The organism is Mesorhizobium sp. M0293, assembly GCF_040321735.1.
Classification (GTDB): domain Bacteria; phylum Pseudomonadota; class Alphaproteobacteria; order Rhizobiales; family Rhizobiaceae; genus Mesorhizobium.
In genome coordinates this window covers 48,353-66,951 of sequence record NZ_JAMYSA010000008.1, presented here as the reverse complement: position 1 = coordinate 66,951, position 18,599 = coordinate 48,353, and the positions used below count along the sequence as shown (strand labels likewise).

General features: G+C 62.0%; 20 protein-coding genes and 1 tRNA gene. 9 read left to right on the top strand and 12 right to left on the bottom strand.

Annotation, left to right across the window (positions count from 1 at the left end; genetic code table 11):
- Positions 1 to 20: 20 nt before the first annotated feature.
- From NKJ06_RS05530 to NKJ06_RS05520, 3 genes are all read right to left on the bottom strand, one after another.
- Positions 21 to 215: a hypothetical protein gene (locus tag NKJ06_RS05530; protein ID WP_352626860.1), complete on the bottom strand. Its 195-nt coding sequence runs from the start codon at positions 213 to 215 to the stop codon at positions 21 to 23.
- 39 nt (positions 216 to 254) lie between these two features.
- Complete coding sequence (locus NKJ06_RS05525) at positions 255 to 413, bottom strand: hypothetical protein (RefSeq protein ID WP_023812838.1); 159 nt, start codon at positions 411 to 413, stop codon at positions 255 to 257.
- 216 nt (positions 414 to 629) lie between these two features.
- Entirely contained in the window at positions 630 to 971 is a 342-nt protein-coding gene (locus tag NKJ06_RS05520) for a DUF2147 domain-containing protein (RefSeq protein WP_352626862.1), read from the bottom strand.
- 449 nt (positions 972 to 1,420) lie between these two features.
- Here NKJ06_RS05520 and NKJ06_RS05515 point away from each other — a divergent pair, with 449 nt between their 5' ends.
- Both NKJ06_RS05515 and NKJ06_RS05510 read left to right on the top strand, forming a co-directional pair.
- Positions 1,421 to 1,687 carry an SEL1-like repeat protein gene (locus NKJ06_RS05515; RefSeq protein ID WP_123167916.1) on the top strand — a complete coding sequence of 89 codons (267 nt, stop codon included), beginning with the start codon at positions 1,421 to 1,423 and terminating at the stop codon, positions 1,685 to 1,687.
- 385 nt (positions 1,688 to 2,072) lie between these two features.
- Positions 2,073 to 3,194, top strand: a complete 1,122-nt coding sequence (locus NKJ06_RS05510) for an ABC transporter substrate-binding protein (RefSeq protein WP_352626863.1) — start codon at positions 2,073 to 2,075, stop codon at positions 3,192 to 3,194.
- 88 nt (positions 3,195 to 3,282) lie between these two features.
- Here the strand turns inward: NKJ06_RS05510 and NKJ06_RS05505 are convergent, their stop codons facing one another.
- From NKJ06_RS05505 to NKJ06_RS05495, 3 genes are all read right to left on the bottom strand, one after another.
- Positions 3,283 to 5,265, bottom strand: a complete 1,983-nt coding sequence (locus tag NKJ06_RS05505) for an acetyl/propionyl/methylcrotonyl-CoA carboxylase subunit alpha (protein WP_352626865.1) — start codon at positions 5,263 to 5,265, stop codon at positions 3,283 to 3,285.
- Between the two features lie 181 nt (positions 5,266 to 5,446).
- Complete coding sequence (locus NKJ06_RS05500; RefSeq protein WP_352626867.1) at positions 5,447 to 5,977, bottom strand: O-acetyl-ADP-ribose deacetylase; 531 nt, start codon at positions 5,975 to 5,977, stop codon at positions 5,447 to 5,449.
- A 1-nt stretch (position 5,978) separates the two neighbouring features.
- The gene (locus NKJ06_RS05495) at positions 5,979 to 7,586 is read right to left on the bottom strand and encodes a carboxyl transferase domain-containing protein (protein ID WP_352626869.1); all 1,608 of its coding nucleotides are present in this window, start codon (positions 7,584 to 7,586) and stop codon (positions 5,979 to 5,981) included.
- A gap of 119 nt (positions 7,587 to 7,705) precedes the next feature.
- Here NKJ06_RS05495 and NKJ06_RS05490 point away from each other — a divergent pair, with 119 nt between their 5' ends.
- On the top strand, positions 7,706 to 7,960 hold the full coding sequence (locus NKJ06_RS05490) for a type II toxin-antitoxin system HicA family toxin (protein WP_352626870.1): 255 nt from the start codon (positions 7,706 to 7,708) through the stop codon (positions 7,958 to 7,960).
- Positions 7,957 to 8,325, top strand: a complete 369-nt coding sequence (locus NKJ06_RS05485; RefSeq protein WP_352626872.1) for a type II toxin-antitoxin system HicB family antitoxin — start codon at positions 7,957 to 7,959, stop codon at positions 8,323 to 8,325. Before NKJ06_RS05490 ends, NKJ06_RS05485 begins: the two co-directional genes overlap by 4 nt.
- Here NKJ06_RS05485 and NKJ06_RS05480 read toward each other — a convergent pair.
- The 3 genes from NKJ06_RS05480 to NKJ06_RS05470 all read right to left on the bottom strand — a co-directional run bounded on the left by NKJ06_RS05480 (position 8,322) and on the right by NKJ06_RS05470 (position 10,559).
- Positions 8,322 to 9,485, bottom strand: coding sequence for an isovaleryl-CoA dehydrogenase (locus NKJ06_RS05480; protein ID WP_352626875.1), 1,164 nt, complete (start codon positions 9,483 to 9,485; stop codon positions 8,322 to 8,324). The genes NKJ06_RS05485 and NKJ06_RS05480 overlap by 4 nt on opposite strands.
- A 65-nt stretch (positions 9,486 to 9,550) precedes the next feature.
- Positions 9,551 to 10,201 (bottom strand): TetR/AcrR family transcriptional regulator, encoded by a 651-nt coding sequence (locus NKJ06_RS05475; protein WP_352626877.1) that lies wholly within the window; start codon positions 10,199 to 10,201, stop codon positions 9,551 to 9,553.
- Positions 10,202 to 10,274: 73 nt separating this feature from the next.
- On the bottom strand, positions 10,275 to 10,559 hold the full coding sequence (locus NKJ06_RS05470; RefSeq protein ID WP_352626879.1) for an acylphosphatase: 285 nt from the start codon (positions 10,557 to 10,559) through the stop codon (positions 10,275 to 10,277).
- Between the two features lie 166 nt (positions 10,560 to 10,725).
- Between NKJ06_RS05470 and NKJ06_RS05465 the strand changes: the two genes are divergently transcribed.
- Positions 10,726 to 11,718, top strand: a complete 993-nt coding sequence (locus tag NKJ06_RS05465) for a bifunctional helix-turn-helix transcriptional regulator/GNAT family N-acetyltransferase (protein WP_352626881.1) — start codon at positions 10,726 to 10,728, stop codon at positions 11,716 to 11,718.
- Between the two features lie 37 nt (positions 11,719 to 11,755).
- Here NKJ06_RS05465 and NKJ06_RS05460 read toward each other — a convergent pair whose 3' ends face one another.
- On the bottom strand, positions 11,756 to 12,868 hold the full coding sequence (locus NKJ06_RS05460; RefSeq protein WP_352626883.1) for a pyridoxal phosphate-dependent aminotransferase: 1,113 nt from the start codon (positions 12,866 to 12,868) through the stop codon (positions 11,756 to 11,758).
- Here NKJ06_RS05460 and NKJ06_RS05455 point away from each other — a divergent pair.
- Complete coding sequence (locus NKJ06_RS05455; protein ID WP_352809320.1) at positions 12,867 to 13,151, top strand: hypothetical protein; 285 nt, start codon at positions 12,867 to 12,869, stop codon at positions 13,149 to 13,151. The two genes, NKJ06_RS05460 and NKJ06_RS05455, sit on opposite strands and share 2 nt — an antisense overlap.
- Positions 13,152 to 13,186: 35 nt before the next feature.
- Positions 13,187 to 13,277 (top strand) — tRNA-Ser (locus tag NKJ06_RS05450).
- A gap of 259 nt (positions 13,278 to 13,536) precedes the next feature.
- Here the strand turns inward: NKJ06_RS05450 and NKJ06_RS05445 are convergent.
- Positions 13,537 to 14,436 carry an alpha/beta fold hydrolase gene (locus tag NKJ06_RS05445; protein ID WP_352809318.1) on the bottom strand — a complete coding sequence of 300 codons (900 nt, stop codon included), beginning with the start codon at positions 14,434 to 14,436 and terminating at the stop codon, positions 13,537 to 13,539.
- 390 nt (positions 14,437 to 14,826) lie between these two features.
- Entirely contained in the window at positions 14,827 to 16,899 is a 2,073-nt protein-coding gene (locus tag NKJ06_RS05440; protein ID WP_352809317.1) for a lytic transglycosylase domain-containing protein, read from the bottom strand.
- A 292-nt stretch (positions 16,900 to 17,191) separates the two neighbouring features.
- Here NKJ06_RS05440 and dapA point away from each other — a divergent pair, with 292 nt between their 5' ends.
- Together dapA and smpB are read left to right on the top strand one after the other, a co-directional pair.
- Positions 17,192 to 18,073, top strand: a complete 882-nt coding sequence (gene dapA / locus NKJ06_RS05435; protein WP_352809316.1) for a 4-hydroxy-tetrahydrodipicolinate synthase — start codon at positions 17,192 to 17,194, stop codon at positions 18,071 to 18,073.
- Positions 18,074 to 18,098: 25 nt separating this feature from the next.
- The gene (gene smpB / locus NKJ06_RS05430) at positions 18,099 to 18,578 is read left to right on the top strand and encodes an SsrA-binding protein SmpB (protein ID WP_013532594.1); all 480 of its coding nucleotides are present in this window, start codon (positions 18,099 to 18,101) and stop codon (positions 18,576 to 18,578) included.
- The last annotated feature ends 21 nt before the right edge of the window (positions 18,579 to 18,599 follow it).

Here is an 18,599-nt window from a genome sequence, read left to right as displayed (position 1 = left end):
CGACATGCACGAGACATCCCTTATCCGCGCTGCAGGCTGACAAGGAGCACGAAGCCGACGCCGGACTTCTTCAGAGCCGGTGCGTCGATCGTCGAGCCGGCATCGGCGCGCATCATCGGCACGGCCAGAACCGGAGCGGCCAGAACCGCCAGGATAAGCGCCGCCCGCGGCAGAAGCCGAAGGGTCTTGAGAGCGTTGGCGGCGATGCGGTTCATGGGTTTCAGCTTTTCTTTTCGAGGTCTTGGTTTCTTTGTTCAGTTGCGAAGATGGGTGGGGCAGGCGAGGCGGCAGGTTCTTGAACTGGCTTCGTCCCAGGCACGGGCCGGACGGCCCGCTTCGGCGACGAGGATGGCGAAGAACATTCCAAACAGGCTCACCAGCAGGCAGACGATGGTGAAGCGGCGAGCAAGCATTGGGTCGGGTCTCCTTCAACACGCCGGAGAATGCCCTGATGCAACTGAACCGGCTCTGATGCCAGCGTTCATCTGCGGTTCAAGATGATTGACGGGATTTTGGCGGCGCCGGCGTCGGTTTCGACAGGGCGCCGGCGAGACCAGGGCATTGCGCCGCGACAAAACGACGACGGGGCCCGTCGGGGCCCCGTCTTCATGTCACAAGGATAGGGTCGATCAGAGCTTGTGCCAGGTCTGGCTCTTGCAGATCAGTCCGCCAAGCACGCAGCCGCTCATCTTGAGCGAGCTGCCCGAAAGGGTCGCCTTGCCCGAATAGGTCTTGTCGTTTGCCGGATCGGTGATGTTGCCGGCATATTTGTTGTCGCCGGCCGCCTTGAGCGAGCCGATGGTCTTGCCGGCATATTTGCCGGTCTTGAGCGTGATGGAAAACGAGCCGCCGCCAGCGATGGCCGCGGTGTCGCCGGCCTGCGTCTTCCAATTGCCTTCGATCGGATCGGCCCAGGCTGCACCCGCCATGATCAATGTGGCCGCAAGGGCCAGGCTCACTTTTCGAAACATGTCTTCCTCCCTTTGGATGTCCGGCCGGATGCTCCGCCTCGCCGGCCTGCCGCTTACGCAAACGTAAGCTAATCCACCTCCCAGCAAAACAAAAGCGGTGCCGCAGCGGAAGACTTTCGGATTTTGAAGGCGCCTGAATGCGTCCCGTCGGCGAGGAAATGAAACGATCGGCGCATCGCCTTTGGTTTCCGTGGTTAGCGGAGTCTTGATTTCTCAGTTTGAAATTTTCGTCAAATTTGACGCAAGCGGGCTGAATTGCTGACTTCGTATCCTTAACAAATTTCCGCGTTTACCTCTTGTTTTAGCTTTGTTTTCCTCAAATTAAGCACGCCATTTAACGACGGATTCAAGCCTGCACGGCATTCTCGAAAGCATCGGAAGAGCAGCCAGCAAGGACGAACGAAGGCAGCTCTCGGGAGCCTGACAGGGGCCGGAAACAGGGGATTGAAATGGCACGTTTTGAAATGCTTGAAGCAGGTTTCGGCGCCATGGGGGCAACTGCCCAGGCCGACATCCTTTTCGAACTGGGCATGATGTATGCGACCGGCCGCGATTGCGAAACCGATGTCGTTGCCGCCCACAAATGGTTCAACATCGCCGCGATCAAGGGCTCGGCCCGCGCCGCGGAACTGCGCTCCGAACTGTCGGCGGCAATGTCGAAAGTCGAGATTGCCAAGGCGCTTCGCGAAGCCCGCGAATGGATGACCATCCACTAAGATCTGCCTACAGACCTATCGAAGACAGGGAAGCTCCGGGATCAAGACCGCACAGACGGCCAGACCCGGCGGAATAGAAGGCCGCGCAAGACGGTCACGATGTTAAGAAAGAGAACGCGGCAGGCCGCAGGGCCTAGTCGTGCGCGACACAGGGAAGGTGAGCGGGATTTTTAGGCGCGGGGGCGCCTGGAGATTGCTCGACGGGCAAAAAGCCACGACCGGCCGGAACAAGGCTGGCGTGGCTTTTTGCGTGGATGACGTCTTGCAGGCCCAATCGAGCGGCGCCAATGCGCCTAGACAGGCCCAAGGAAGGGTGAAATTGTCCGGCCTCTCTGGAAGAAGCGCGGCCGGGGCGGCCGCGCGTGAGTGGAGGAGTTCTACCATCATGAAAAAATTGAGTATTTTGAGCGCGGCCATATTCGGCCTGATGATGAGCACGCCGGTCGCATTCGCGGACGAGCTCACCTTTGCGGTGGTCGGCCCGATGACCGGACAGCTCGCCACCATCGGTGATCAGTTCAAGCAGGGCGCACAGGCCGCTGCCGACGCGATCAACGCCGCGGGCGGCGTCAATGGATCGATGATCAAGCTGAGCATCCAGGACGACCAGTGCGATCCCAAGCAGGCTGTGTCGGTCGCCAACCGCATCGTCGCCGATGGCGTCAAGTTCATCGACGGCCATGCCTGCTCGGGTTCGAGCATTCCGGCCTCAGCCGTCTATGCCGAAGCCGGCGCTCTGATGATGAGCCCGGCGTCTTCCAACCCGGTGCTGACCGACGCGGCGGCCAAGGCCGGCTGGCCGACGATCATGCGGCTTTATACGCGTGACGATGCGCAGGGCGCCTTCATCGGCCCATGGATCGCCAAGAAGTTTGCCGGCAAGAACGTCGTCGTCCTGCACGACAAGAGCGCCTACGGACAAGGCGTGGCTGACGCCGTCAGGGCAACGATGAATGCCGGGGGCCTCAAGGAGGTCTATTATGACGGCATCAACGCCGGCGAGAAGGACTATTCGGCTCTCGTCACCAAGCTCAAGGACTTGAAGGCCGACGTCGTCTATTTCGGCGGCTATCATCCTGAGGCTGGTCTGATCCTGCGTCAGTCGGCGGAACAGAACCTGAAGTTCCAGCTGATCATGCCGGACTCCATCGCCTCGCCCGAATTCTGGCAGGTTGCCGGCCCGGCAGGCGAGGGCACCATGTTCGTCTTCCCGTCGGATCCGCAGGCAAAGCCGGAAGCCAAGGCAGCCGTCGAGAAGATCAAGGCGGGCGGCTTCGTGCCGGAGGGCTTCACGCTGTTCTCCTATGCCGTGATCCAGGCCTTCGCCGAGGGCGTCAAGCGCGCCGGCAGCGACGATCCGGCGAAGGTTGCCGAAGCGTTGAAGAACGGTACGCCGATCAGCACTGTTGTCGGCGACGTCACCTTCGACGAGAAGGGCGATCTCAAGAATGCCAGCTACGACATCAACCAGTGGCATGACGGCAAATACGCGCCGATCGCGCAGTAATCGCTGCCCTGGCGACTGAATAGCATAGGGAAATGGCCGGGTTCGTCCCGGCCATTTTCTCGTTTGCCCCGTCGACAGCTTGCGTCTGTCAGCTCGCTACTGCGCTCGGGGCGTTGTGCTCCTCGACGAACCGCACCAGCACCGTCCCGTCGGTGACCTGCGCGCCCTCCGTGGCGATCTCGGCGATCACGCCATCATGCGGCGCGGCGATGGTGTGCTCCATCTTCATCGCCTCGAGGATCAGCAGTGGTTGGCCCTTGATCACTGCATCGCCTCCTGTCACGCGCACCAGCTTGACCAGCCCCGGCATCGGCGCGCGCAAGCTGCCTACACCTGCGGCTGCCTCATCGGCGCGCGCCAGCGGGTCCGGCACGGCGAAGGTGTAGCCAACAGCGCCTTCGAACACGGTGATGTGGCCTGGCCAGCGGGCGAGACGCGGTGAAGCGCGAAAGTCATGCGAATTTGTGCCGTCATAGGGCGCATCGAGCGCCACCTGGAACCGTCCATCCGGCCGCAGCGAAACCTTTGCCACTATATCGTCCTCGCCGAACTTCAGCCATGTGCGCCGCGCCACGTTGTGGAAATGCGCATAGCCGGCAAGGGACGACCAGGGATCGTCGGATGGCGGCGATACCCCGGCGCCCGAGGCCGCAACAGCGGCGGCGGCAACGGTTTCGCCTGTCGGCGGCGGGACGATCGTCAATGTTTCCTGGTGCCTGCCGATCAGGCTGGTGTCGACGTCGCCCGAGCAAAAATCCCGATCGGTGGCCAGAGCGGCGAGAAAGGCGGTGTTGACGGTGGAGCCGGCGATCTCGGTTCGCGACAGCGCTGCGCCGAGTGCTTGCAGTGCCGCCTGCCTGTCCTCGGCGTGGACGACCAGCTTGGCGATCATCGGGTCGTAGTAGGGCGAGATCGCGTCGCCGGCCCGCACGCCGGTCTCGATACGTATCGCGGCGCCTTCGGGCGCTGCATCCGGAAATTTCAGATGATGCAGCGTGCCCGTTGCCGGCAGGAACCCCTTTGCCGCATCCTCGGCATAGATGCGCGCCTCGAAGGCATGGCCGGCAAGCGTGATCTCGTTCTGTGTCTTCGGCAGCTTTTCGCCGCTGGCGACCCGCAGCTGCCACTCGACCAGGTCGGTGCCAGTGACCATTTCGGTGACCGGGTGCTCGACCTGCAGGCGGGTGTTCATTTCCATGAACCAGAAGCGGTCGGCCTTCAGGCCTTGCGAGGCGTCGACGATGAACTCGATGGTGCCGGCGCCGGAATAATTGATCGCCTTGGCGGCCTTTACCGCCGCCTCCGTCATCGCCTTGCGCAAAGCAGGTGTCATGCCGGGGGCGGGCGCCTCCTCGATCACCTTCTGGTGCCGCCGCTGCGCCGAGCAGTCGCGCTCATAAAGGTGCACCGTGTTGCCGAAATTATCGCCGAACACCTGCACCTCGATGTGGCGCGGCTTGTCGACATATTTCTCGACCAGCACGCGGTCGTCGCCGAAAGCGGCTTTCGCCTCGCGCCGCGCGCTGGACAGCGCTTCGGAAAACTCATCGGGATGCTCGACGCGGCGCATGCCCTTGCCGCCGCCGCCGGCGCGCGCCTTGATCAGCACTGGATAGCCGATCTCGCGTGCCTTGGACGCAAGCAGCACGATCTCCTGCGCCTCGCCATGGTAGCCCGGCACCACCGGCACGCCGGCCTTTTCCATCAGCCGCTTGGCGGCGTCCTTCAGCCCCATGGCACGGATCGAGGCCGCCGACGGGCCGATGAAGGTAAGCCCCGCCGTCGCCACCTGGTCAACGAAACCGGGGTTTTCCGACAAGAAGCCGTAGCCGGGATGAATGGCTTCAGCACCCGTCGCCAGCGCCGCGGCGATGATCTTGTCGCCGCGCAGATAGCTTTCGCCGACGGGCGAGGCGCCGATATGCACTGCTTCGTCGGCCATCTCGACATGCAGGGATTTCGCGTCGGCATCCGAATAGACGGCGACAGTGCGCACGCCCATCTTGCGTGCCGTGCGGATAACGCGGCAAGCGATCTCGCCCCGATTGGCGATCAGGATCTTGGCGAACATGGAGCCTCCCGGGACAGAGTTTGCTTGAAGCGACGCAGGCGCTCCGTCGCGCCCCCCTCTGTCCTGCCGGACATCTCCCCCACGAGGGGGGAGATTGGCAGCTTCAACCTCGCCGCCTTGCCGTTGACGTAGGCGGAGATTCCAGTCTGCCTATGCTGATGAATTGGTTGGTCCATACAGTTCAGCCTTCTCGAAGAGCAGCAACGGCATGCCGGTATAGTTCAGCCGTTTGCTCGTCGAAGCAGCAGAAAATGACGATTTCCGGCCTGCTTGCCTCGTCGAGGAACGCGTTGACAGTGCTGACGGCGATCCGCGTCGCCTCGTCTTTCGGGTAGCGGTAGACACCCGTCGAGATCGCCGGGAAGGCCACTGTGCGGCAGTCATTGGCGGCGGCGAGTTCGAGCGATCTGATATAGCAGGAGGCCAGCAACTCGGCTTCGCCCTTGCCGCCGCCCTGCCAGACGGGGCCGACTGTGTGGATGATGTGTCGAGCCGGCAGTTTGTAACCCCTGGTGATCTTCGCCTCGCCGACCTTACATCCGTTCAGCATCCGGCATTCGAACTCAAGCTCGCGGCCTGCGGCGCGGTGGATGGCGCCATCGACCCCGCCACCGCCGAGAAGTGATGTGTTGGCGGCATTGACGATGGCGTCGACATCCAGTTTCGTGATGTCGCCGGTGTGGATGCGGATCCTGTCCAGCGCCTTGCTCATCTCACATCCTGAACACGCCGAAGCGCGTCTCCTCGATTTCGGCGTTGAGCGCGGCGGACAGGCTGAGCGCCAGCACGTCGCGCGTCTTCGCCGGGTCGATGATGCCGTCGTCCCAGATGCGTGCCGACGAGTAGAGCGGATGGCCCTCATGCTCGTATTTCATCAGGATCGGCTTCTTGAATTTCGCCTCTTCCTCGGCGCTCCATTCCCCGCCCTTGCGCTCGATGCCTTCGCGCTTGACCATGGCGAGCACCGTCGCCGCCTGTTCGCCGCCCATCACCGAGATGCGCGCATTAGGCCACATCCACAGGAAGCGCGGTGAATAGGCGCGGCCGCACATGCCGTAATTGCCGGCGCCGAACGAACCGCCGATGATGACAGTCACCTTCGGCACGCGGGCGGTGGCGACGGCCATTACCAACTTGGCGCCGTCCTTGGCGATGCCGCCCGCTTCGTATTTCCTGCCGACCATGAAGCCGGTGATGTTCTGCAGGAAGATCAGCGGGATCTTGCGCTGGCAACAAAGTTCGATGAAGTGCGCGCCCTTCAAGGCGCTTTCGGAAAACAGCACGCCGTTGTTGGCGATGATGCCGACCGGCATGCCATGGAGGTGGGCAAAGCCGGTGATCAGCGTGGTGCCGTAGTTCTGCTTGAACTCATCGAATTCGGAGCCGTCGACAATGCGCGCGATCACCTCGCGCACATCATAGGGCTGGCGCAGGTCGGTCGGCACGATGCCGTAGAGTTCATCCGCCGGATGAAGCGGCGGAATCGACTTCTGTAAGTTCAGGCTTACAGTCTTGTTCCGATTCAGGTTTTTGACGATGCGCCGGCAGATGGCGAGCGCATGGTCGTCGTCCAGCGCATAGTGGTCGGCGACGCCGGAAAGACGCGTGTGTACGTCCGCTCCACCAAGATCCTCGGCACTGACATCCTCGCCGGTGGCCGCCTTCACCAGCGGCGGGCCGCCGAGGAAGATGGTCGCCTGGTTGCGCACCATGATCGTCTCGTCCGACATCGCCGGCACATAGGCGCCGCCCGCCGTGCAGGAACCCATGACGCAGGCGATCTGCGGGATGCCCACCGCCGACATGTTGGCCTGGTTATAGAAGATGCGGCCGAAATGCTCGCGATCGGGAAACACCTCGTCCTGGTTGGGCAGATTGGCGCCGCCGCTGTCGACCAGGTAGATGCAAGGCAGATTGTTCTGCAGCGCGATCTCCTGCGCGCGCAAATGCTTCTTCACCGTCAGCGGATAGTAGGTGCCGCCCTTCACCGTGGCGTCGTTGACGACGACCATCACCTCCGTGCCCTCGACGCGGCCGATGCCGGCGATCATGCCGGCTGAAGAAATCTCCTCGCCATACATCGACCATGCGGCGAACTGGCCGATCTCGAGGAACGGCGAGCCGGTGTCGAGCAGCTGGGCAAGGCGCTCGCGCGGCAACAGCTTGCCGCGCGAAACGTGGCGCTCACGCGCTTCGTCCGAGCCGCCACGCTCGACGGTAGCGGCTTTTTCCGCGATATCGGCGACCAGCGCCCGCATGCGCTCGGCATTGGCGCGGAAGGTCTCGGAGGAGGAGGAGATTTGTGAAGTGAGGGTCGTCATTGACAAATCCGAAGTGATATCATATTTTGCTATCAAGAATAGATCTTGTCGCGCATGACGTGCGACCGCCAACGGCGATCACGGCTTTCCCCGCCTGATCATTTTCCATGGAGGTCATCATGCGCGGAAAGCACAAGCAGACACTGAACGTCATTTTTGCGAATCCGATAAACGGCTCGATTAAATGGCGGGACGTCGAAGCGCTGTTGATGGCGCTTGGCGCACAAGTGTCGGAAGGGCGTGGATCGCGAGTGCGCTTCACATTGAACGGGATAACGCTTCGCGTGCATCGACCGCATCCATCGCCTGATACGAAAGCATATGTGATCCGAGAGATCAGGACTTTCCTTTTAGAGTCGGGTGCCGAACTATGAAGCCTTACAAGGGATATCTGGGAACGATCGAGTTCGATGAAAGCGATGTTGTGTTTCATGGTCGTATCATGGGCATTCGCGACATCTTCACATATGAAGCCGCTTCGGCGGAAGAGTTGCTGAAGGCTTTCCATGAATGCGTGGATGACTATCTTGATTTCTGCGCCGAACAGAACAAAGAGCCGGAAAAGCCTTTTTCGGGCAAACTCGCTCTGCGCACCACGCCGGAAGTCCATCGCCTTGTCAGCCGGGCAGCAGCCAGTGACGGCAAATCGATCAATCAATGGGTATCGGACACGCTCGCCGAGGTCGCCCGCAAGCGCGTCGACGAAGGCTCGACGAAAGTCACGACCCGCGCGCATTAGACCCCCTCCGTCATGATCTCGCGCCCGATCAGCCATCGGCGAATTTCGCTGGTGCCGGCGCCGATCTCATACAGTTTGGCGTCGCGTAATAGGCGGCCGGTCGGATAGTCGTTGATGTAGCCATTGCCGCCAAGCAGTTGGATAGCGTCCAGCGCCATCAGCGTGGCTTTCTCGGCGGCAAACAGCACGCAGCCGGCGGCATCCTTGCGCGTCGTCTGGCCGCGATCGCAAGCGGCGGCGACGGCGTAGACGTAAGCGCGCGCGGCGTTCATCGTCGTGTACATGTCGGCCAGCTTGCCCTGCACCAGCTGGAACTCGCCGATCGCCTGGCCGAACTGCTTGCGCTCATGCACGTAGGGGATCGCCACGTCGAGACACGCCGCCATCAGGCCGATCGGCCCGCCGGCGAGCACGGTGCGCTCATAGTCGAGGCCAGACATCAGCACCTCGACACCGCGGCCTTCCTCGTGCAGCACGTTGTCGAACGGCACTTCGACATCCTCGAACACCAGTTCGCCTGTGTTGGAGCCGCGCATGCCGAGCTTGTCGAGCTTTTGCGCCACGGAAAATCCGGCCATCGCCTTCTCGACGATGAAAGCCGTGATGCCGTGCGATTTCCGTTCCGGATCGGTCTTGGCATAGACGACCAGCGTCTCGGCGTCCGGCCCGTTGGTGATCCACATCTTGGTGCCGTTGAGCACGTAGCGGTCATTGCGTTTTTCGGCGCGCAGCTTAAGCGACACGACATCCGAGCCGGCGCCGGATTCCGACATCGCCAGCGCGCCGACGCGCTCGCCCGAACACAGCGGCGGCAAGAATTTTTCCTTCTGCGCCGTCGTCGCCCAGCGGTTGATCTGATTGACGCAGAGATTGGAATGGGCGCCGTAGGAGAGGCCGACCGAGGCCGAAGCGCGCGAGATTTCCTCGACGGCGATCACATGCGCGAGATAACCCATGCCGCTGCCGCCGAAATCGGGGTCGGCGGTGATACCAAGCAGCCCGAGCGCGCCGAGTTCGCCCCACAGATGCGCCGGGAATTCGTTCGAGCGATCGATGTCGGCGGCGATCGGCGCGATGCGATCCTGGGCGAAGCGCCGCACCATGTCGCGCAGCGCCTCGATCTCCTCGTCATGCCCGAAGCTGAGCGTGTTCGTGTACATGTTTTCCTCCCTGCCGCATGACCCCAAAAATCGACTTCGATTTCCGGAAGGGATCATGCGCGAAATTAAAGTGCTGCAGCGTCCTTTGCGCGTCCAAAGGCGCGCGCGGCGCTGTAGGCGTCGATCTTCGCGCCGACGAGCCGCATGGTCATCGACAGATATGTCGCCGTCACTTCAGCGATCGACAGCCGTTCGCCCGGCCGAAACCAGACGATGACGCCGGTCATCATCTGGATCAGCGCCATGGCCGTCAGCCCGGTGTCGTCGATGCTGAAGGCGCCCGCCTCGGCGCCGTCGCGCAGAATGGTGCGTAGCTCCTTTTCATAGGCTGTCCGCATGCGCAGGATCTGCGTCAGCCGTTCGGGCGACAGGCTGCGCAATTCCATGTTCGACACATGCGTGGCGTGCCGACGCTCGATATGAAAGGCGATGTGGTTCTCGACAAAGGCTGACAGCCGTTGCGCGGGATCCGCACTGATAGGGCGGGCTGCTTCCCACGCGCCTGTGAGACCTTCCATGTGTTCGCGCATCAGCGTGAACAGAAGCTCTTCCTTGGTTGGAAAATAGCGGTAGAGCGCGGCAGCCTGCACGCCGACTTCGGCGGCAAGCTGGCGCATCGACATCGCCTCGTAGCCGAAACGCGCAATCAGATTGACGGCCGCCTCGCGGATGGCTGCCTCGGTCTTTTCACCATCGGATCCAGTCGTGCGTGCCATTGTCGGCCTCGTTTACGAGGCAATAATAAAACGAACGTTCAATTAATTCAAGGGCGCTGAATCAAATCCGCCATTATGCAACAATCCTAAACTCGACAAATGTGTCTCCGGGTGCCAACTCCTCGACGTCGACCCTGGAAACCGAAGCACCGGACGGCCCTTTCCAAAGTCGCTCGATCATTGTCGAGACCGCTTCATCAAGACCTGCGATCTGGGTCGTTACAGACGCGTCCGCTTCATTGCGGACCCAGCCCGCAAGACCGAGGCTTGTGGCCTCGTCTCGAACCCAGAGTCTGAAGCCTACGCCTTGCACATTGCCGTAAATGCGCGCCCGCACATTCCTGCGATGACCAGCCATGAATCTCTCCAAGCCTGTCTCCTTGGAATCTGGGGCATGGCGCAGGGAAAGCAACCTGAGAATTGCGGGCACGACGCGAAAGCTGGGCTCCTGGCCTTTTGAAATTTAATTGACTCAGTCCACTAATCTTGGAAAATGGAGCTGCCTTATTAGGAGCTGGAACCAGATGTTGGATGAACGAAAGGCATTGGTGGCCGATATCAGGCGCTTCAATCGCTTCTACACGCGCACCGTTGGCCTTCTCGACGAGACGCTGACACAAAGCGCATTCACTCTGACCGAGGCGCGCGTGCTTTTCGAACTCGGCCGCCTTGATCGTCCGGCGGCTTCTGAAACTGCTGGGGAACGCGGTTTTCTTGCCAAGGCTTTTCATTTGGAGATCGGCCCCACTGCTTCCGACATCGCCAGGCAATTGCGTGTCGATGCCGCTTATCTGACACGAATTCTGCGCAAGTTCGCCGGCGAGGGTCTGACCGAGACCCGGACCGATCCGGCCGACAAACGCCGGCGGATTCTGTCGCTCACGGCAAGAGGCGAGGCAGCCCTTTCAGGGCTACAGGCGGCGGCGGATCGCGATACGGCACGGCTCATCGAGAATTTGCCCGACGACAGATTGCATGAGCTCGGCAGCGCTTTGCGCAAAGCGGGGGAATTGCTGGGCGATCCTGCCCGCGAGAACAGCGAGGTGACGCTGCGGTCACACCGCGTCGGCGACGTCGGCTGGGTCGTGCAGCGGCAGGCCCAGCTCTACGCCGAGGAATATGGCTGGAATATCGAATTCGAAGCCCTGGTTGCTGAGATCGGCGCCGATTTCATCCGCAATTTCAAGCCCGGCCGCGATTTCTGCTGGATCGCCGAACGCGCAGGCCAGCCGCTTGGTGCGGTGTTTCTGGTTCATGTGGACGATGGGGTCACGAAGCTGCGCTTGCTGCATGTCGAAGCGTCGGCCCGAGGCGCGGGTATCGGCAAACGCCTTGTCGCCGAATGTATTCGCCAGGCCCGCGCTTGCGGCTATGTCAGGCTGGTGCTCTGGACCAACGACATTCTCGTCGCGGCGCGCACGATCTACGAGCGCGCCGGCTTCAAGCTGGTTTCCGAGGAGCGCCACCACAGTTTCGGCAAGGAATTGACCGGCCAGACCTGGGAACTGGATTTGTAAGCGCGCCTTGTGATCCCGGTTCGCCTACTGGCGGATACTAGTTTCCGCGGGCCGCGGCGAGCGCGCCCGGCAGTTCCTCGGCGAAGATGTCGAGCTCATGATCGAGGCCGACGCTGACGCGGATGCAGCGGTCGAGTACCGGCACCATCGGCTTGCGGATGAACACGTCGCGCGACAGCAGGCCCTGCAGGACTTTCAGCGCGAAAGCGCCATCGCCACCACAATCGATGGTGACGAAGTTTGTGGCCGACGCCAGTGGCTTCAGCCCGTTCGCCTCGGCTATCCCTGCGATGCGGCGGCGGCCGGCCGCGACCCGCGACACCACGCTCCTGAGATAGTCCTGATCGGCAAGCGCCTCGACGCCGGCGACCTGCGCCATGCGGCTGACGCCGTAATGGTTGCGGATCTTCTCGAAGTCGCGGATCACCTGAGCCTCGGCGATCGCATAGCCGCAGCGTATGCCGGCGAGCCCATACGCCTTCGAAAAGGTGCGCATTCGGATGACGTTTGGCCGCGAGATATCGATCGGCGGAAGCGCCGAGGCCGGTCCGAGTTCGCCATAGGCCTCGTCGAGCACCAGCATGGTGGTTTCCGGCAGCGCCTCGATGAAGCGGATGAGCTCGTTCGCCTCCCACCAGCTGCCCATCGGATTATCCGGGTTGGACAGATAGACCAGTGGCGCCTTGTCCCTCTGCACCGCCGCCAGCAGGCCGTCCAGGCTTTCCCTGTCGTTGTCATAGGGGACCGTGACGAGCCGTCCGCCGACACCGGCGATGTGGAAGTTGAAGGTGGGATAGGCGCCGAACGACGTGACCACGGCATCGCCGGGCACCACATACATGCGTGCCACCAGGGCGAGCAGGCCGTCTATGCCCTCGCCGACAACGACATTCTCGGCCTTCACCCCATGATGCGCGGCGATCGCCACCTTCAGATCGTGATTGTCGGGATCGCAATACATCCACATGTCGCGGGCAATTCCAGCCATCCGGTCGATGACGCGCGGCGACGGCCCAAAGCTGCTCTCATTGGCACCGATGCGGGCGCGAAAAGCGCGGCCCCGCTCGCGCTCCTGCGCTTCGGGGCCGACAAAAGGTACGGTCGACGGAAGCGCTGAGACGAGAGGCGTGAGGGGAGGGCGCTGGCGCATGGCAAAAAGCTCAGTTGAAAAGGGCCTTCTTGCTAGCGCGCCCGCCGGGCTGGTGCAAGTTGCCGAGCGAACTGCGTTTCGATGCAAAAACCCGGCGGTTGCCCGCCGGGTTTTCGATTTCGATAAGTCGAAATCGTTAGACGCCGAATCCGGCGATCAGCCAACGGAATCATGGCCAGGCCCCGAGTTGCCAGCCAAGGAATTGCCGCAGAACCGCCGCATCGCGGAAAGCCGCGGTTCGGCGTCTTCGTTATTTTTCCATATAATGACGCGGGCTTGTTGATTGTGCCGGCGCTTTTCTTTATCCAGCGGCGCAACGGAGAGGTGGCCGAGTGGTCGAAGGCGCTCCCCTGCTAAGGGAGTAGAGGTCAAAAGCTTCTCGTGGGTTCGAATCCCATCCTCTCCGCCATCCTGCTTCGCGCTGTGCGCTTTGGCGGACCGTCGCGTATATCGGCTTCTCGAATCGAGCCAAGGCGACTTCATTCGGGCGTTATCTCAAATCCAGTTCTTCTCGGCTCCGTTGCGGCCCTGACCGCAGTTTCCGGTGCGCGCGCCGCAAACGTCGCCTGCCACGTGGTGCCTGGCTTCACGGTTACGGCCGAAGTCGACTACTTCAACCTTGGCGATAGCGACTGGCATGATAGCGACGACGGCGTCGGCGGCAGGGTCTACTTCAGGCTACTCTGCCGCTCGGCCCGATCAAGAAAAGTTGCAATGTCGTTGGGCAGGCTGCCGGTCTCGAGGAATGGCGCGTGGCCCTGACCCGCGACGGTGATCGTTTCGATGCCAGGATGGCGCTTTCGCATCTGCTCCAGTGTTCCCGCCGACAGAAGCCTCGAATTGGCGCCGCGAATGGCGAGCAAAGGAACGGTCGCCAATGCCTCGAATTGTGGCCATAGATCAGGCAGCGGCTGCGTCAGATCGAGGCTGGCAACGGTATCGACCAGCTTCGGGTCGAAATCCGGCACCAGGCCACCGTCCGTTTCGCGGTAGAGAGCCCATACCATCCGATCCCAATCCGCCCCGGCAAGGGCAGCGAAGTCCTTGCCATGCACGCTGCGCTGGGCGGCAGTCGCCTGTACGCGGGTCTTCGGTGTCGGATCACGTTCGAGATAAGACTGGATATGGGCAAGCCCAGCCGCCTCGATCACCGGCCCGATGTCGTTGAATACAATGGCTTTCAGAACGGCCGGCCGCATCATCGCGAGCACATGGATGATCAGCCCGCCGCGCGACGTGCCGATGAAGGCAGCGTCCTCGATGTTCAGCGCCGCCAGCCCGGCAAGGACGTCGCCGGCTTCAATGCCGACATTGTAGTGACCGATATCGGGATCCCAGGTGGATTGCCCGCGCCCGCGAAAGTCGAAGGCGATGACCTTTCGCGGATTTGCCGCACGCGTCGACAGATAAAGCGCCAACTCATGAAAATCCCGGGCATTGCGGGTCAGGCCAGGCAGGCAGACGACCGGCCAGTGGCCAGTATTGGCCTCGCCGTAGACGCGCGCATGAAGGCTAAGCCCATCGGGTGCGGCGTAGAAGAAATCGGAAAAGCCTTCGTGGTTTGGCATGCGGACTCCTCCGTCGTGTAGATGGTCTGCGACTGCTACAGGCGGGGGCACGGACGGTCAAATTGAAGGACGCGGCGCGGGAAATTTTGAAATTTGGCGGGACAGTCCCCCCCTCTGGCCTGCCGGCCATCTCCCCCGCAAGGAGGGAGATTGGCAGCGTCGGCGCTCAGCCCATCCTGTTGCGTTGGAGATTGGCGAAGGCCAACGTGACATTCGATTTCCCCCTTGCAGGGGTTGAGGAATGGTCCGCGAAGCGGATGGAAAGCCAATTGCTTGGCTTTCCAAAGGACGAACGCCCGGCAGGGCAGAGGGGGTGTGAAGGGACTTGATTCAAAGATGTCGAGCGCTGTGCAAATACCGCAACAAGAAGGTGGCCACACCTATCATGCCTCAGCTCCGCCCGTTTACCAGATCGCCAACGATGTCGTATTTGCCGGAAATACGCATCTTGTACACCTCGTAATTCTCCATCACGCGCTGCACGTAACTTCTTGTTTCCGTGTAGGGAATCCGCTCGATCCAGTCGACGATCGCGTCGATGTCCTTGCCGCGCGGATCGCCGTACCGGGCCACCCACTGACTGGCCCGGCTGGGGCCGGCATTATAGCCGGCGAAGGTCAGCACATAGGAGCCGTTGAAGCGATCGAGCTGCTCGCCGAGGAAGGCCGAACCAAGCGTCGCGTTATAGCCGGCGTCGGTGGTCAACCGTGCCTGTGAAAACTGCAATCCGGCCTTCTTCGCCAACTGCTTGGCGGTGCCCGGCATCAGCTGCAGCAGCCCGCGCGCGCCTGCGCTGGACACGGCGCCGATGTTGAATTCGCTCTCCTGGCGCGCGATCGCATAGGCCAGCGCCTTGCCTGAGCCGGAAATGTCGGCCGAATCGGGAATGACGCCGAGCGGATGCGACAGCGCACCGACATCGATGCCACGCGCGCCGGCTATCTTGCCGATTTTCAGCGCCATGAAATGGTTGCCTTGCTTTTCCGCAAGGACAGCCAGCAGCGCCAGCTCGCCCGGACTGATTAACTGCCCGGCAAGGTCGCGATAGAGCGTCTCGGCATAGCGGTCGTAGCCCGCTTCTTGCAGCCGCTTGATGGCGCTAACGGCCTCGCGGCCAGCAAAATTCTGCCGGTCGGCGGCACTTGGCGAGGGGTAGACGATGTTCAGCGCCTGCCGGCCGACGCGCTCTGCGGCAAGCTGGCCGTAAAATGTCGTGCCGTAGGCAGCGGCGCGTCCAAAATAGTCCTTGGCATTGCCCGGACCGCCAACTTCGGCGGCACGGCCGAGCCAGTAGTAGGCGCGCGACAGCGTCATCGGCCCCTGCGCTAGGTCGGCGATGCGCTCGAAATGCGTTGCCGCGGTTTTTGGGTCGTTCAGGCCGCGCAGCGCGTACCAGCCGGCGTGGAATTCAGCATCCGCCGCATTGGTGGCACTTTCAGCGGCGTGGGTGGCGACGATCCGGTAGGCCGTCTTCATGTCGCCTTGGTCGACCAGTTCGCGCGAAAGCACCCGGCGCTCGACCCACCAGGCATCCGGATCGACCAGAGCATCGCGATCGGTCGGCGCCTGCATGACAATGGCCGCGGCGCCGGAAAAATTCTGCTGTTTGCGCAGATATTCGGCCTGCGCGAAGAAATAGCCTGCCGAACGTTGGGCTGCCGGCACTGCCTTCAGCAGTTTGGCTATGTTCTTGTCGCCTTTGTCGACCGCTGCCCAGGCATCGGCGAGTTGCTGGGCTCCGGCGAGACCGGCGACGCGCAGTGCGGAATTCGCGCGGTCGGCATAGAACATGCGCTCCATGCGAAAACGGTGATCCGCAGCAGCGATCAGGTTGCCGAATTCCTTGATCAGCGCCGTCTCGTCCTTGGCCTCCAGGATCGCGGTGCGCCAGAACGGCGACAGCACCGAACGCGCCGCCTTGATGTTACCCAACGTCACATAGGCGCGGGCAAGCACCATCACGCCTTCGAATGTCTGCGGCTGGCTGCCGTCGAATGCCGCAACGACGATGTCGGGGGCAGGGTTCTCGCGATAGAGCGCGCGCTCGCTGTTCTTGCGCAGGGCGACGGTGCCCGGCCAGTTGGGCAGCATCTTCGCCGCGGCGGCAATGTCGCCGCTCGGAACCTTGTCGCCGCCGTAGAGCGCGATCGCCCAGGCGAGGATGTGCTGGTCGAGCGAATGGGCGGGAAGGGCATCGCGCACGGCACGGGCGCCGGGACTGTCGCCAGCCGCCAGCGCGTCCAGTCCACTCTTCAACAGAGCGACGCTGGGTGAGGTATCCTGTTGCGCCTTGTCCTGCAGGCCGGGCACCGGGATATCCGAGCCTGGCATCGCGATGGCCGAGCCTGGCATCGGGATGGCCGAAGTGACCTGTACATCGACGCTGCCGCCAGTCGCCATGCCCGGCATCAGCGCGAGCGTGGCGCCAAGCAGCGCGAAGAGGTGAGGCCGACTGCCCGGCATGATCTTTACGTCTTCCCCTATCCTGGCATTGTACCAGCAGGCCGAGAAGCCTCGAAGCCTAAACTTAGGTCGTGAAGAGCCCGTAAACAAAGAGTTAGCGAGGTCGTTCGAATTGCGCTTGCTGGCACCATGGCAATGCTTGCCGCGCAACAATGTCGAGACTATGGTGCGCCGCTTCGCTTTCGGCTAGAAGGCGCGCACGACAAAACACCGATGCATGTCGCCCAAAAGTGGGTACCGGTTTTGGGACGACGACTTGCATGAACAAAGAAGTCCCAAGGAGTTGGACGATATGCTGAGAGGCTCGCTTACTGCGCTCGTGACACCGTTCGAAAAGAGCGGGCGTTTCGACGAGAAAGCTTTTCGCGCGTTCGTCGAATGGCAACTCGCCGAGGGCACGACGGGACTGGTTCCCGTGGGCACGACCGGCGAGTCGCCGACGCTGTCGCATGACGAGCATCGCCAAGTCGTCAAGGTCTGCATCGAGGTTGCCAAGGGACGCGTTCCAGTCGTCGCCGGCGCCGGTTCCAACAACACCGAGGAAGCCGTTGGCCTCGTGCAGTATGCCGAGAAGGCCGGCGCCGATGCTGCCCTGGTCGTCACGCCCTATTACAACAGGCCGACACAACGCGGCCTGTACGAGCACTTCGCGACCGTCGCCAGGGCAACCAAGCTGCCGATCATTATCTATAATATCCCGCCGCGCTCGGTGATCGACATGATGCCGGAGACGATGGGCCGGCTCGTGCACGACTTCAAGAACATCGTCGGCGTCAAGGATGCCACCGGCAAGGTCGAACGGGTCTCCGAGCAGCGCGCCACTTGCGGCAAGGATTTCATCCAGCTTTCGGGCGAGGATGCTTCGGCACTTGGTTTCAATGCGCATGGCGGCGTCGGCTGCATCTCGGTGACCTCGAATGTCGCGCCGCGTCTGTGCGCCGAATTCCAGGAGGCGACGTTGTCCGGCGACAGCGCCAAGGCACTGGAATTGCAGGACCGTCTGCTGCCGCTGCACAAGGCGATCTTCGTCGAGCCTGGCGTTTCGGGCGCGAAATATGCGCTGTCGCAGCTGGGCAAGGTCGAGAATGTGCTGCGCTCGCCGCTGGTCACGATCGAACAGTCGACCGCCGAAAAGATCGATGCGGCGATGAAGCACGCCGGCTTGATTAATTAGCGATGAGGCGCCACCTCTCCACATCATGAATCAAGTCAGAAAAGCCGATCCCAACAACAAGACCGTTTCGGAAAACCGCAAGGCGCGGTTTTCCTACGAGGTGCTCGACACGGTCGAGGCCGGCCTGGTGCTGACCGGCACCGAGGTCAAGTCGCTGCGCCAGGGCCAGGCCAACATCCAGGACAGCTATGCCTCGGTCGAAGGCGGCGAGATCTGGCTGATCAATTCCTATCTGCCGGAATATCTGCAGGCCAACCGCTTCAACCATGAGCCGCGACGTCGCCGCAAACTGCTGCTCAACAAGCGCGAGATGGCAAAACTGTCGCAGAGCGTCGACCGCGAAGGCATGACGCTGGTGCCGCTGAAAATCTATTTCAACGACCAGGGCCGTGCCAAGCTGTTGCTCGCGGTCGGCCGCGGCAAGAAGCTGCACGACAAGCGTGAATCCGAGAAGCAGCGCGACTGGTCGCGCGAGAAGGGTCGGCTCCTAAAAGAGCGTGGATAGGTAAAGAGCGTGGGTAGGCTG